Source organism: Martelella sp. FLE1502, from assembly GCF_053484255.1.
The window spans coordinates 47,927-61,897 of sequence record NZ_JBAKFQ010000002.1 but is presented as its reverse complement, the minus strand read 5'-3'; the positions used below and the strand labels follow the sequence as shown (position 1 = coordinate 61,897).

General features: G+C 60.0%; 14 protein-coding genes and 1 pseudogene. 7 read left to right on the top strand and 8 right to left on the bottom strand.

Annotated elements, in window-relative coordinates; genetic code table 11:
* The first annotated feature begins 40 nt into the window (after positions 1-40).
* From V6767_RS02195 to V6767_RS02185, 3 genes and pseudogenes are all read left to right on the top strand, one after another.
* Complete coding sequence (locus V6767_RS02195; protein WP_448471915.1) at positions 41-964, top strand: LysR substrate-binding domain-containing protein; 924 nt, start codon at positions 41-43, stop codon at positions 962-964.
* Between the two features lie 132 nt (positions 965-1,096).
* A pseudogene (locus V6767_RS02190) lies at positions 1,097-1,366 on the top strand (Tn3 family transposase); the annotation flags it as partial.
* A gap of 316 nt (positions 1,367-1,682) precedes the next feature.
* A complete protein-coding gene (locus V6767_RS02185) occupies positions 1,683-2,609 on the top strand; it encodes a LysR substrate-binding domain-containing protein (protein ID WP_448471914.1) in 927 nt (308 codons plus the stop codon).
* Here the strand turns inward: V6767_RS02185 and V6767_RS02180 are convergent.
* The 4 genes from V6767_RS02180 to V6767_RS02165 are packed head-to-tail and all read right to left on the bottom strand — an operon-like array spanning position 2,600 to position 6,092.
* Positions 2,600-3,193 (bottom strand): peptidylprolyl isomerase, encoded by a 594-nt coding sequence (locus V6767_RS02180; RefSeq protein ID WP_448471913.1) that lies wholly within the window; start codon positions 3,191-3,193, stop codon positions 2,600-2,602. The genes V6767_RS02185 and V6767_RS02180 overlap by 10 nt on opposite strands.
* A 36-nt stretch (positions 3,194-3,229) precedes the next feature.
* Positions 3,230-4,534: a TRAP transporter large permease gene (locus V6767_RS02175; protein ID WP_448471912.1), complete on the bottom strand. Its 1,305-nt coding sequence runs from the start codon at positions 4,532-4,534 to the stop codon at positions 3,230-3,232.
* Between the two features lie 20 nt (positions 4,535-4,554).
* The gene (locus tag V6767_RS02170; protein WP_448471911.1) at positions 4,555-5,112 is read right to left on the bottom strand and encodes a TRAP transporter small permease; all 558 of its coding nucleotides are present in this window, start codon (positions 5,110-5,112) and stop codon (positions 4,555-4,557) included.
* Positions 5,112-6,092 carry a TRAP transporter substrate-binding protein gene (locus V6767_RS02165; protein ID WP_448471910.1) on the bottom strand — a complete coding sequence of 327 codons (981 nt, stop codon included), beginning with the start codon at positions 6,090-6,092 and terminating at the stop codon, positions 5,112-5,114. The genes V6767_RS02170 and V6767_RS02165 overlap by 1 nt, the downstream gene beginning before the upstream one ends.
* A 492-nt stretch (positions 6,093-6,584) precedes the next feature.
* Here V6767_RS02165 and V6767_RS02160 point away from each other — a divergent pair, with 492 nt between their 5' ends.
* Both V6767_RS02160 and V6767_RS02155 read left to right on the top strand, forming a co-directional pair.
* Entirely contained in the window at positions 6,585-7,682 is a 1,098-nt protein-coding gene (locus V6767_RS02160) for an alpha/beta hydrolase family protein (protein WP_448471909.1), read from the top strand.
* A gap of 126 nt (positions 7,683-7,808) precedes the next feature.
* Entirely contained in the window at positions 7,809-7,952 is a 144-nt protein-coding gene (locus tag V6767_RS02155) for a hypothetical protein (protein WP_448471908.1), read from the top strand.
* Positions 7,953-8,091: 139 nt separating this feature from the next.
* Here the strand turns inward: V6767_RS02155 and V6767_RS02150 are convergent, their stop codons facing one another.
* From V6767_RS02150 to V6767_RS02135, 4 genes are all read right to left on the bottom strand, one after another.
* Complete coding sequence (locus V6767_RS02150) at positions 8,092-8,463, bottom strand: hypothetical protein (RefSeq protein ID WP_448471907.1); 372 nt, start codon at positions 8,461-8,463, stop codon at positions 8,092-8,094.
* Entirely contained in the window at positions 8,460-9,320 is an 861-nt protein-coding gene (locus V6767_RS02145; protein WP_448471906.1) for a DODA-type extradiol aromatic ring-opening family dioxygenase, read from the bottom strand. Before V6767_RS02145 ends, V6767_RS02150 begins: the two co-directional genes overlap by 4 nt.
* A gap of 90 nt (positions 9,321-9,410) precedes the next feature.
* Entirely contained in the window at positions 9,411-10,883 is a 1,473-nt protein-coding gene (locus tag V6767_RS02140; protein ID WP_448471905.1) for an amidohydrolase family protein, read from the bottom strand.
* A 43-nt stretch (positions 10,884-10,926) separates the two neighbouring features.
* Positions 10,927-11,748: an IclR family transcriptional regulator domain-containing protein gene (locus tag V6767_RS02135; RefSeq protein WP_448471904.1), complete on the bottom strand. Its 822-nt coding sequence runs from the start codon at positions 11,746-11,748 to the stop codon at positions 10,927-10,929.
* Between the two features lie 224 nt (positions 11,749-11,972).
* On the opposite strand from V6767_RS02135, the gene V6767_RS02130 reads away from it, so the two are divergent.
* Positions 11,973-12,779 (top strand): citryl-CoA lyase, encoded by an 807-nt coding sequence (locus V6767_RS02130; RefSeq protein WP_448471903.1) that lies wholly within the window; start codon positions 11,973-11,975, stop codon positions 12,777-12,779.
* An 11-nt stretch (positions 12,780-12,790) separates the two neighbouring features.
* Positions 12,791-13,936: a CaiB/BaiF CoA transferase family protein gene (locus tag V6767_RS02125; protein WP_448471902.1), complete on the top strand. Its 1,146-nt coding sequence runs from the start codon at positions 12,791-12,793 to the stop codon at positions 13,934-13,936.
* The last annotated feature ends 35 nt before the right edge of the window (positions 13,937-13,971 follow it).

Here is a 13,971-nt window from a genome sequence, read left to right as displayed (position 1 = left end):
ACCAATATAACCAGAACTCATATTTATCGGGGAAAGTCACATGAACATCCGTCAGCTCGAGGCATTCCATGCCGTGATGGAAACTGGCTCCGTCACGCTTGCGGGCGAGCGGCTGGGGATTTCTCAGCCCGCCGTAAGCAAGCTGCTGAAAGCCTTCGGCGACAGTTGCGGGTTCCGGCTGTTCACGCGCAGCGGCGGACGCATGCTTCCGACATCGGATGCGCAACTGCTTGCCTCGGAAGTCTCGCGGCTTTTTTCCGGAACCGACCGAATCCAGAAGCTTGCCCATGCCGTGCGTGACCGGGAATGGGGCGAAGTGACGATCGCCGCGCCGTCGGCTTTTTCGGCTCGCTTCCTTGCCCTGGCGCTGGGCCCGATGATGGCCCGACAGACCAAGATGCATATCGCGATCTCGAGCCAGCCGAGCCCCCGCGTCGGCGAACTCGTGGAAGGGCAGCAGATTGACATAGGCCTGTCGGTCCAGCCGTTCGAACACCCGAATGTCCGTTCGGAGCTGGTGATGCGGTTCGCCATGATCTGCGTCTTGCCGGCAAATCACCGGCTGGCGGGTCAGCGCCTGATCCGCGTAGAAGATCTCAAGAATGAACCCTTCGTTGGGTTGATGCGTGATGACTGTTCGATCATGACCATCGACCGCGCGTTTCAGCTTCGCGGCGTCCAGAAACGCGCCGTGGTGGAGGTGCCGATGTCGGAAACCATCTGCGATTTTGTCGCCGGCGGCGCCGGCGTATCGATCGTTCCGCCCTTCGTGGGTCTTGGCTATGGCGAAGACAAGCTCGTCCGCCTTCCCATCGTCCCGCTGACCACCATGAGCGTCTGGGTTCTACTGCCGGCCCTGCGTCCCCCGTCGCTCGCAACGGAGCGGATCGTCGAGGTGCTGCGATCTGAACTGCGACGTTACGACGTGGACGGTTCCGAAACGAGCGTCGCAGCCGAGGCCTAGCGTTCCAACAGTACCCCCGCGTTGGACTTCGACAGCAGTAAGGGTGCCGCAGAGGAGGAGGATGGTTGAACGCGGCAATATAAAGGCCATGCGCTTCGCCAGCACTTTGTGGAGGGATATTGAGGCTGCCAAGCTGGCCTGAATAAAGGGGAGGCTGCCCACACACTGAAGCGCGCAGTCTTTTTCCATGACCGCGGTGAAATCCGCGATCGTTCCTACGACAGCCAAGCTTTCCGAGCATCCGGTCTCAATCTTGTTGTCAGCGCCATTGTTCACTGGAACACAGTTTATCTCAGTTGCGCGGTTGCTCATCTGCGTCAAAGGTGGCGCTACATGCCCAATGAACTGTTGAGGCACGTCTCGCCACTCAGTTGGGAGCACATAAAGTTCACCGGCATATATTCCTAGGACTCAGAACAGCCTATGCCGGGAGGCTTCGGGCCCTTACGACTTACCGGAGCCCGTGCACTTGCGGTATGAAGTTCACATTTCGTTCGCTCTTGACACAGGATTTTTAACTCCGCTTGTTCTGACCCCGAGTAGAAGTGTTTTTTGATGATGCAGTGAACTTTGAAAGCCCATAGACAAATTCACGCCAAAGCATGATCGCGGGCTGTGCCCGGTTAAGGCGCCGCCACCATCAAGGTTGGTAGTGGCCAAGGGCTGCGAACAAAGCTAAGTTCGAAAGCCGTAACTTTGCTAGGACAGTTGGTGCCAGATGGAAATCAAGATGCGGCAGCTCGAAGCCTTCAGGGCCGTCGTGAAGTTAGCTTCCGTAAGCGGCGCAGCGCGCACCCTCGGCCTGTCGCAGCCAACGGTCAGCAATCTGATCACCTCGCTCGAGGCCGAGCTTGGCGTTCAACTGTTCCAACGGGTCAAGAAACGACTGGTGCCGACGACCGAGGGTCTGTCCTTTTTCGATGAAGTCGACCGCACCTTCAGCTCGATCGAACGGCTGACAAATGCCGCCGGTCGGCTGACGACACCCTCATCCGCGTGGTTGCAAGTCGTGCTGCCGCAATGTTTCGTGGTCAGCGTTATCCCCGAAGCCCTGCGCATTCTGCATCGAAGCAATCCCGGCATCGGCGTTACGCTCGAATATCTGCCATCAAAGGAGGCGGTTGAGCTTGTCGCGTCGGGCGAGTGGAATTTCGGCATTGCGCACATGCCGATTTCCAACCGGGCGGTTGAGGCCCGGGCGATCATGCAAAGCGCCTATGTCTGTGTTCTGCCCGAGGGGCACCCGCTTTGCGACCGCGAGCGGATCACGCCGCGCGATCTTGCGGGCCAGCCGCTGGTGCTGCAATCGCGCCGACACGAGGCGCGTTTCACGATCGAAGAAGCGTTCCGCAAGGCGGGCGTCAGGATGACAAGCGTGGTTGAGACCGGCGCCCTGACAGGCTCCTGCGCCCTGACATCGGCGGGTATCGGTATCTCGATCCTCGATGCGATCCTGCTTGAGGGCTATCCGGACAAGAGCCTGACCGTGCGCCCCTTCGACCCGGCCATTACCAATCAGTTCGCTCTGCTGCGCGAAAAAACGGCGGATCTTTCACCGGAGGCGACGGCTTTTTTCGAGGCGATCATGTCCGCCGCCAACGCGATGGCGGGTGCCTCTCACAACTGGCTGACAACTTATAGCTGAGCCGCTTTCCGCCTTACCGAGCGGATCGGATAGGGGGTCATCATCCATGTGATCGGCTCGGCGAGCCCGTAGAGCCTGTCGAGAACCGCAAGTCCCGAGACAATCTGCGCGAAGGCTGCGAAGCCGCGTCCATCGGGATTGCGTGCCCCGCCGAAATCGAAATAGGGCGCATCCTCGACACAGAAGAAGAAATGCGGGCCGGAAAGCCCGGCGGAATCCCGGCCCATCGAGACCGTTCCGCGTTTGTGGCGAAGGCCGGTGATTTCGGTCGTCTCGAGCGGGATCGGGGGAAAGGGCAGGCTTTCCGGCGCGTCCATCGGGTCCCAGCCGCGCCCGAGCGCCGGATCGTATCCGGCCTTTTCGGGTCGCCAGCCCCATTGGACCGCACGGCTGTCGCAGAGCCGCTCCGGCCGGTCGTTTCCCGGCGTCACGATGCGGAATACGGATGACCCGTCAAGCAGGCCCTTGTCGCAGTAGGCAAGAAAGTTGCTGGCCGTGAGTGGAGCCTGCCGCGGATAGAGTTCGATTTCGATTGCACCGAAATCGCAGATGAATTCGACAATCGGGTTGGATGGTTTGGTCATCTTGGCCTGTCGTGTTCCGGTGGTTCGAGCGGCGTTTTAGAGGAGGCTTGGAAGCCAGAGCGCGATAATCGGAAACAGTGTAAGAATGAGCGTGCCCAGGCACATCAGAAGGAAGAACGGCAGCGCATCGAGTGTCACGCGGTTGATTGCCCGACCGGTCAACCCCTGCAGGATGAACAGGTTGAGCCCGATGGGTGGCGTCAGGGCGCTCAACTCGATCATGATGATCAGAAATACTCCGAACCAGATCGGATCGAAGCCTGCGGCGACGACCACCGGCAGCACGATTGGCACTGTCATCACGGTGATTGACGTTCCGTCGAGAAACATACCCATGACGATATAAAGCAGCGCCAGCACGAACAGGAGCATGTAAGGCGAGAATGCCGCCTGCGAAAACCAGAGTTTGATCTCTTCCGGCAGGTTCATATAGGCGAGACAGGCCGACAGCAGCGAGGATGTCGCGATCAGTACGCAGAGCATGGTCGAAACCCGGACCGCATTCAGCAGCGTCTCCAGCAACATTCTGCGCGAAAGCTGGCGGCCGATCCCGGCGATCACCATGGCAATTGCCAGTCCGACCGCCGCTGCCTCCGAAGGCGTCGCAAGGCCTGAATAGATCGAACCGAGCACAACCACCATCACCAGCGTGATCGGCATCAGGTCACGAATGGAGGCGAACAGAATACGCATGGTCACCCGGTCCGCCGCGTCCTCGGGCTTGTGCCTGGAAATTGCGCTTCGGATGGCGATATAGCCGGAAAACAACCCGGCCATTATCAGGCCCGGCAGCACGCCGGCGGCAAACAAACGGGTGATCGAGACCTCGGCCAACACGCCATAGACGATCATTGCGATCGACGGCGGAATCAGCAACCCGAAACTGCCGGCGCCGGCCAGAGAGCCGACCGAAAGCGAGGTGTTGTAGCCACGGCGCGTGAGTTCGGGAATGGTGATCTTCCCGACGGTGGCGGTTGTCGCCGTGCCGGAGCCAGAGATTGCCGCAAACACCGTGCACCCAAGGACATTCGTATGGATAAGGCCGCCGGGTATCCGCGCGACCAGCGGTGAAAGCCCGCGGAAAAGGCGCTGCGAAAGATCTGTACGCAGGATGATCTCGCCCATCCAGAGGAAAATCGGGACGGCCGCCAGCTCCCACGAGACCGCTTTGTTGGCGATGACCTTGGACGCGATCGCGCCGATACGGTCGGTTGAAAAGCCGAGGCCGAGATAGAGCGAGGCGATGCTGACGATCAGGAGGGCGGAGAATATCCAGATTCCAGCGCCGAGGGTGACGACAAGGAGCCCCAGAAGAAGAACGGTTGCGGCCAGAGTGGTCATCTTGACTTTCGCGGTTTCGGTCAGAGTGAGAGGCTGGTCTCGCTGCTTTCAGACAGAACCAGAAGACGCAGGAGCATCACCAGAAGCTGCAGCGCCAGCAGGATCAGGCCTATCAGAAAGACCAGTGCCGGAATCCAGAGCGGAACGGGGACGTAATCGCCGCTGAGCGTGCCGCGACGGATGAGCTTTCCCACCGTCTCCCATTGATAGCTCGCCACGAACAGCACTGCGGCGAGGCTGAGGACAATGCCGAAGAACTCGGCAATCTTGCGGACAAACGCCGGAAGCCGGGCGACGGCTACACTCACGCGCAGCATACTGCCTTGCTCCAGAACCCAGGGCATCGAGAGAAATGTCACGGCCGCAACCGCGTAGGCAACCCAGGAATCCGTGACGTGCGTGGAAAGCGAAAAGGCACGAAGCCCAATCTCGAGCAGGATCAGTCCCGTCATCAGCACGACGAGGGTGATTGCGACATAGGCGGCGGTCAGGTTTGCCCGTCGCGACACCGCAGCGATGAAGAGCAACCAGACCGGCCCCTTCGGGCCGGCCGGCTCAAGCGTTTCAGCGGCGCTCATTAGGACTTTGCGGACTTGAACGCGTCAAGGATGGCCTGACCGCGATCGCCGGTGGCTTCTAGCCAGTTCTGAACCACCGGATCGGCGGCAGTCTGCAAAAAGGCGAACATGTCCTGGGGCACTGCATCGGCGTGGGTGACGGTCATGCCGTTGTCGTCCATGACCTCATAGGCGCGGTCGATCGAGGCGCGCATCAGGTCCCAGTTGTATTTGTCGCATTCGGCACAGATCTGCTCGAGTGCTGCCTTGTCCTCGTCCGACAGTGCGTCATAGTCGTCCTTGTGGACATGCGCGACCGAAAGCGCCATGGCGTAATTGAGCTCGGTGAAATCGCTGACGTAATCCCAAAGCGTCAGCTTTTCGGCGCTTTCGCCCGATGTAAGCAACGCATCGATGCCGCCGGTGGAAAGCTGCGGCGTCAGATCCGACCAGGCGATCTGCAATGGTGCGGCCCCGGCAGCGGCAAGCGTGCGGGTCGAGTTGGCGTCATAGCTGCGGATCCGAAGGCCTTTCAGCGCCTCCGGGCTGGTGATGGGCATTTTGGCATGGATACCGCTTGGCGGGCTCGGCACGGCCCACAGCAACACCTGGTCGTAATCCGCGAACACCTTTGCATATTCGGGTTTTGTAATCTGCCAGAGCAACAGCGCCTCGTCCGGCGTCTGTGCGACGAAGGGCAGCGAACTCAGTTCAAACAGCGGATCGACACCGCCGAGCTGGGTCAGAACGGTGACAGCGGACTGAACGGCGCGATCCTCGACCGCATCGAACTGTTCAGCGGATTTGTAGCCCAACGTGCCGCCGCCGTGATATTGCACGGAAAGACGATCGCCGAGGCGCTCGCTGACCAGTTTGGCGAAATTGACGGCTGCCTTGCCGCTGAGATTGGCCTCGGTATATTCGTCGGCCATGTCCCAGCGCATGGTATCTGCAAAGGCAAGGTTGTGAAGTCCGCCACCCATTACGGCGCCAGTGGTCATCAACGTTGTTTTCAGAAATGTGCGGCGGTCTTGTTTCATGTTTTCCCCGTCTGCTGTGTTTGATTGCCGCAAGCCAGCACGGCCCACGACATTGATATTTGTCAGAGCATTGGCCAGACGGCGCTGGAGCGTCAATTATTTATTTTCCGAATGTTTTGAGAGGTTTTTCAGGTCTTGGCTCTGGCGGCGGGAGGGAAAACCAAAGAAGGTCGTCATCGCCCAATACAGACATCGGGGCGGCCATCGATGTCGACTATCAACTTATAGCTAAAATAAATAATTGAATTGTTTTAACAAACTTTCTTTTTTTAAGGGAAGAGCAACTCATCGGAGAGACTGCGGTTTCAGAAACCTCTTTATGTGCGAGCGAATTTTTCCGTAGCGGTTGGAAATCAACTTCATTTTGTCGGCGAGGGCGCGTGCAGGAACACGAGCGCCGTTGCATCATGGCTACTCCGGCAATGCCAAATCCATTGAATATAGGTCGTCCGAATGCTCACATCGCCCAAATCCTTCAGTTTCTCGCTTGCCGAACGGCCGACGTTTGCATCTACCGGCCTGCATAGCCGGATGATCGAGGAGGCACCGCGGAAGCTCTCCCTCGAACACGCCGGAAACAACGCCGATTGGCCCGAGACGCTCCGTGCCAAGCTGACCGAACTTCTCGGCATGCCGGACGAGAAGTCCGCTGGCAGGGTGGTGAAGGCGGTCGGAGAACGCGTCGACTGCGGCACGCATGACCGGCAGGATTTCATCTTCGAGGCGGAGACGGGCGCGGAAGTCCCCTGCGTGATGCTGCTGCCGAAGAATGTCGAAGGCCCGTTGCCGGTGATGATCTGCCTGCAGGGACACACCACCGGCATGCATATTTCACTCGGCGAGGTGGTGCATGACTGCGACGTCGATCATATCGGCGGCGACCGCGATTTCGCGATCCAGGCGGTAAACAACGGGTATGCAGCCATCGCGATGGAGCAACGCGCTTTCGGAATTCGCGGCGACGGTCGCGCCGATTGCTGCAGGCGCACCCTGGACCTGCCGATCAACGACGATAACAGGACATGCAAGCATCCGGCGATGACGGCTCTGCTTCTGGGACGTACCCTGCTTGGCGAAAGGGTGTTCGACGTCATCAGGGCCTGCGATGCAGTGGCCGAGTTCGAATTTCTCGACCCCGAGCGCATTCATGTTATGGGCAATTCCGGTGGCGGAACGGTCGCCTGGTATGCCGCCGCTCTCGAGCCGCGGTTGAAGGGTATCATTGCCGCCTCCTGCTTCGGCACAGTCGCCCGCAGCATCGGCGCCATCGATCACTGCACCGACAACTATATCCCCGGCATGCTGGAATGGTTCGACTTCCCGGATATCGCCGCCGCCATCGACGACACCAAAGTACTGATCGTCATGGGCCGTCACGACCCGCTTTTTCCGTATGAAGGCGTTCAAGAGGCTTTTGCAACGGCAGAGGCAATTTTCGAGCGGTTGGGAAAAGTTGGCGCGATCAAACTCGTCATCGGAGAGGGCGGCCATCGGTTTTACGCAGACGACGCCTGGCTCGCCTTCTCTGGTTTGCTCGCTACAAAACCATGATCAAGCATGTCTGTTCGCCTTTGAGCGGCTCTCCGGATTTTGAAAACACCTCGTCTTTGGCCTTGTGATGCATCTTCTCGCGGAAGTTGTCGATTTGCGCTTCAAGCTGAGACGCGGGCGGTTTTTTTGGAAAAACGTTATTCCGAGCAAGAAGCTCAGGAACTGAAGCGCACGGTCGCCGTAGAGGCGGTCCGGTTTACCCGCAACAAGAAGCTGAATTACCTGCTCGACAGGATTGGCCGATCGGCCGCCTGGCCTAAGAACCGGTGATCGCCGCAAAGTACCCCGCGAAATGTTGGCGCCCTCCTGCCTCGAAATGAAGCAGGAAGGCAGCAATCATCAATCGAATTGCAGCGATGACTTCAAAACGCTCGTCTGTTCGGGCCATCCCACCGGGAGGCGGCCAACCTCAGGTTTCGACGCTCGGATAATCCTTGCCGCGCCAGTGCTGCAGTTTTGCGGCCATTTCGCGTTGGAACGACAGCGGACCGCTCTTGCTCATATAGGGCTCGTCATAGATGCCGATGAAGATCGTCAGGTTGAGGAAGAAATGCGCGCCCATCTCGAACAGCGCCTGATAGTCATGGTTGACCAGCGCCTCGCGCTCCTCATCGGTCAGGGCGTGGACGGTGGAAGCCTCGACGTCATTGCCCAGAAGCTTCGGGCCGATCGACTGTTCCCAGGTGGCGACGAAGGTGCGCGGTTCGTCGATATAGCGCTGCAAGAGTTCCGGGTCGCGGTCGACCGTATAGAGGAACTTGTTGACGTAATATTTGCTCATGCCGCGGCCTCCTTGGGATACCAGGTGAAATAGGCTTCCATGGTGTGGAACAGGTCGAGATTGTCGACATAGTCCGCCCCTTCCGGGCCGGCCACGCCAAGCATCAGGATGAAGTTCAGGAAGCCATGGGTGGCATTGCCGCTCCGGGCCATGCTCTCATGGGTGACATTTTCGAGAATGGCGTCGATATCGCCGCTCTTCAGCCATTCGATCGCCTGCCGGTCGAATTCCGGATCCGGCCCCGTTTCCATGAACTGGCGCGGGCCGCCGAGCTCAAGCGAGAGATGCCCCGTGCCAATTGCGGCAACGCGCTTGTCGGACGGATAGTCGTCGATCGCCTTGCGGATCGCGCGGCCGAGCTCATAGAAGCGCTTCGGCGTGTGCAGGGGCGGCGCGAAGATGTTTGTGTAGATCGGCACGACCGGCAGATCGTTCTCAGGCCGCACGGTGATGATCGGGCAGATGATCGAATGGTCGATCTTCAGCTCATTGGAAAAGGCGAAGTCGAAGTTCTGGTTCATCAGGTGCTGGTGCATGAAGCGCGACATGGGCTCGTCACCCTCAAGCACATATTTCGGGATGCCGAATTCGCGTTCCTCATTGTAGAAGGTCGCGTCGTAGCGCTCCGCCTTGCCGATCAGGAATTGCGGGCAGTTGTCGAGGAAGATCTGGTGGAAATGATCGGAGCCGATCATCACCAGAACATCCGGTTCCGCCTTTGCCAGCGTTTCCCGGTAAGCCTCGATCTTGCGCTTCCATGTCGGCGCCTCGGGCATTTGTTGTTCGGGCGGCGCCGTGGTTGCCTTCAGGTAGAAGGGGTGGTGGGTCGACGCCAGTGTTGCAACGAGTTTTGCCAATTCTCTCTCCTCTTGTCGGATATCCTTGAGAGCCCGCGCGGTTGAAATCGCCGCGCGCGGGCTCATTCCCTCATCTCCCGGCCTGCCTTCTCAGTCGCCGAACAGCGAACGGGCGATGCCGGCCTTTTCGAAAATGTAATCGCGGCTCTTCTCCAGTTCGCCACGCAGATGGGCGATGTCGGCGCCAACAAGCTTGCCCTGCCATTTGCGCACCTTGCCCGCCACCAGCACGCTGTCGACATTCGAGCGCTCCATCAGGGTGACGACCGTGCCGGGCACGTTGTTGAGCGGCGCGACATTGAGCGCCTCGGCGTCGAGCAGGATGATGTCGGCATCCTTGCCCGGCGTCAGCGAGCCGGTGCGGCGGTCGAGCTTCAGGCCCTCCGCGCCGCCTATCGTGGCCGCGCGGATTGCCTGGCGGGCCGTCAGAAGGGCCGGATATTCCTCGCCGGCAAGCGCCTTTTCATTGGCGAACATGCGCTGCATGGTGACCATGGCGCGCATCTGGGTGAAGAAATCCGCTGTCATCGTGCATTCCACGTCGGTGGAGAGCGAAAGGCTCATGCCATAGTCGATGGCCTTCTGGATCGGCGGCGTGCCGTGGCGCATCTGCATTTCGATCGGCACGGACAGCGAGATATGGGCGCCGGCGTCGCGGGCATATTTCCAGCCGTCATCCGACATGCCGGTCATGTGGATGAAGATATTGTCCTCGCCGAACGCGCCGTTGGCGCCAAGCCCGTCAAATGTCGGCTGCATCCCGAATGTGCCGACCACATGCAGCGCAATCGGCAGGTCGAGATCGCGCCCGGTCTTCCAGGACTGTTCATGAAACGGCAGGTAGATCTCGCCGCCCATGATCATGGTCATGAGCTGGTCGTTCGATGAGAAATACTGTTCGCGCAGCCGCGCCGCGTCGCCCGGATATTGCGCGTCATCGCCCCAGCCTTCGAAATAGCCGAAGACGGAGCGGCGGCCCGAATCCTTCAGCGCCGAGATCACCGCATCCGAATGGGCCGGAGAGTGGTGAATCTGGCTGACATCCATCACCGTCGTCACCCCTGCATCGAGCTGCGACAGCGCGCCGAACAGCTCGTTGATGTAGACGTCCTCGGGCCGGTAGACGAGGGAGAAGGATTGCAGCACGGTCTCGTAATAGTTCTGGGCGTTCGCCGGCAGGCCGTCATTGATGAGGATGGCGTTGGCGAGCTGGCCGCGCAGCGCGGTCTCGAACTGATGGTGATGCGTGTCGATGAAACCGGGCATGACGATCTTGCCGGAAGCATCAATGACGATGGCGTCGTCCGCAGAAATGGTTTCCGCAATTTCGATGATGCGCGATCCCTCGATCAGGATATCGCCCTTTTCGAAGTCGCCGACGCTGTCATCCATGGAAAGGATAATGCCGTTCCTGATCAGCGTGCGCTGGCCTTCACGGCCGCATGCTTCCGGAACACCTTCGGCAACCGGCGTGGTGTGGGCCGATGCGCCCATGCCGCCGCCTGTGGGCCCGAAGTTCGGGTAGGGCAGATGGCGTCTGGAAATGTCACAAAGCCTGCACATGGTTTCTCCTCCCTTGAACCTGCGCGGAAAACCTTTCCCTCGGTCAGGTTCCCATTGTCGATTGCAGAACCGGATACCGGCTCATGGCATGCGCGATATGCGATGCCGCCTCCCTGAGCGCGGGCAACCGTTCTGCGATCATGCTTTCGGGCGTCACCATGCCGGTGTAGCCCGAGGTGTTAAGCGCCGCGATCGTGCGGCCTTCGAAATTCCTGATGGGAACCGCAAGCGCGGTGATGCCGTAGTCGAGTTGGTCGACGGTCGTCGCATAACCATCGGCGCGGACGGCCATGATTTTTTCGCGCAGAACCTCCGGATCGGTCACGGTCTTGGAGGTCAGCGCCTCGAGCTTCGCCGTCTGAAGATAATGTTCCAGCGCTTCGTCGGACTGCCCGGCGAGAAGCACGCGGCCGAGCGAGGTGGCGCCTGCCGGATAGCGCGCGCCGATGACGGCGGCGGCGCGGCGGGCGCGCTGCACCGAGACATGGGCGACATAGATCACATGATCGCCGTCCAGCGTGCCCACAGAAGACGCGTCGCCGAACTGTTCGACCAGCGCCCTCAGATTGGGCTGCAGCACCTCGTCGATATGAGCGGAGAAATAGAAGGCCGAACTCAGGGTCATCACCTTGGGACGCAGGTGAAAATGCTTGTTGGTCTGGCCGACATAGCCGAGCGTCTGCAGCGTGATCAGGCTGCGGCGGGCGGCTGCCGGCGAAAGGCCGACGCGGCGCGCCACCTCGCTCAGCGTCATCTCGGAATGGGCGGCGTCGAAGCATTCGAGGATCGCAAGCCCCTTGGCAAGCGCCTCCACGAATTCGGCAGGCCTGTCGCTGTCTTCGACGAATTTCAGAATTTCAGCCACGTCAGTTTTCCTCAAGAACAAGATCCCTAAGGCGCCAGAGTGGGTGAGCCGCGTGATGAAAACAAGGCTCATTCCCTCCGTACGGGACCTGATCTTCCTCCCGATGAAGGCGGCTTGCCAATCCTCCTGACCGGGCATTGCGCTTTCAACTTGACGCTAGACTAATTGCTCTCTACGATTTCGGCAAGAGGAAATTATTTCGCATACCGAAAAAGGAGTTTGTTGTGCGAATTGGAAAGCAAGACGGCGCCTTCACTGCAATTGCTGAATCCGATGCAGACAGCATCACCGTGCGCGGCCATGACCTGTGCAACGACCTGATCGGCAAAATCGATTTCAGCGACTATTTCTGGCTTCTCGTGACCGGTGAAAAGCCGAATGCCGCCCAGCGCCGCATGATGGATTCCTGCCTTGTGGCCATTGCCGAGCATGGTCTCGTCCCCAGCGTCCAGGCCGCGCGCATGACGCTTGCCGCGGGGCCCGATGCCTGGCAGGGCGCGATGGCGGCCGGCATTCTCGGCATGGGCAGCGTGGTTGCCGGGTCTTCGGAACAGGCCGGCCGCTTTCTCGTCTCCGTTGTCGAGGCCGCAGACAAGATGGGCGGCGATATCGAAAAGGCGGCAACCGAAGCCGTGACCCAGCTCAAGGCCGAACGCCAGAAGGTGCCGGGCCTTGGCCATCCCCAGCACTCCGGCGGCGACCCGCGCGCCAACAGGCTGCTTGCGATCGCCGACGAGGAGGGCATTACCGGCCGCTATATCGAAGCGCTTCGCGCGCTTGCCGATGTCGCGCCCAAGATCGTCAACCGTCCGCTGCCAATCAATGTGTCCGGCGCCATCCCGGCGACAATCCTTGATGCCGGCTGGCCGGTCGATGCGTTGAAGGCGGTGCCGATCCTCGCCCGCACAGCCGGTCTTTCCGCGCACCTTCTGGAAGAGAGCCGGCGTTCCATCGGTTTCATCATGTCGCACAAGGCGGATCTTGCGATCGAATATGACGGCGAGAAACCCAAGGACAAGAACGCGGAATAGGGAGAAGCCGGGTGGTCAAGATTCTCAAGAACATAAGGGTTATCGAACTCGGCACCTATATCACCGGGCCGGCCGCCGCCATGCATCTTGGCGATCTCGGCGCCGATGTGATCAAGGTGGAGCGTCCGGGAGCAGGCGATCCCTTCCGCGCCTTCAAGGGCGGTCTCTATTCGCCGCATTACCAGACCTATAACCGCAACAAGCGTTCGATCGCGATCGATACCAAGGATCCGGACGAACTGGCGTTTCTGCGTGATCTCGTCTCGACAGCCGATGTTTTCATCCAGAATTTCAGGCCGGGCGTTGCCGAACGTCTGGGCGTGGGCGAAGCTGATCTGCGCAAGGTCAAACCCGATCTGATCTATTGCGCGATTTCCGGTTTCGGCCAGTCCGGCCCGGCGCGCGACCGCCCGGCCTTTGATACCGTGGCCCAGGCGGCCAGCGGTTTCCTGCGGCTTGTGACGCCGCCGACCAATCCGCGGGTCATCGGCCCCGCGATTGCCGACGCGCTCACCGGGCAATATGCGGCCATGGCGATTCTCGCCGCGCTTCTGGAGCGCGCAAGCACCGGCAAGGGCCGCCGCATCGATATCTCGATGCTGGAGGCCATGACCCATTTCAACCTCGACAGCTTCACGCATTATTTCGCCGTGGACGAGATCATGGGCCCGCTCTCTCGGCCGACCGTTTCGCAGAGCTACACATTCGAGTGTTCGGACGGCAAATGGGTGGCGATCCACATGTCCTCGCCGGCCAAATTCTGGGAAGGGCTGTTGAAGGCGACAGGGCAGGAGCAGCTTGCCGACGACCCCCGTTTTGCCGAACGGCTGGAGCGCATCCAGCATCAGGATGACCTCATCGAAATCCTGACGCCGGTCTTCCAGTCGATGACGCGCGACGCATGGTGCGAAAAGCTGCTTGAGGAAGGGGTACCCCACGCGCCGGCCTATGATTCCGATGAAGCGCTCGATGATCCGCAGGCGCAGCACCTGAAGATCGCCGTCGAGATGGATCACCCGGAAAAGGGGAAGACCAAGACGGTGCGACCGCCCTACAGCTTCGACGAGCAGGTGGAGACAGACATTGTCGCGCCACCATTGCTCGACCAGCACGGTGCGGAGATACGCGCCGAGATTGCCCGCCGCAAGGCGGGCTGACGCGCGCATTTCGTCGCGGACTGAGGGAGGAGATG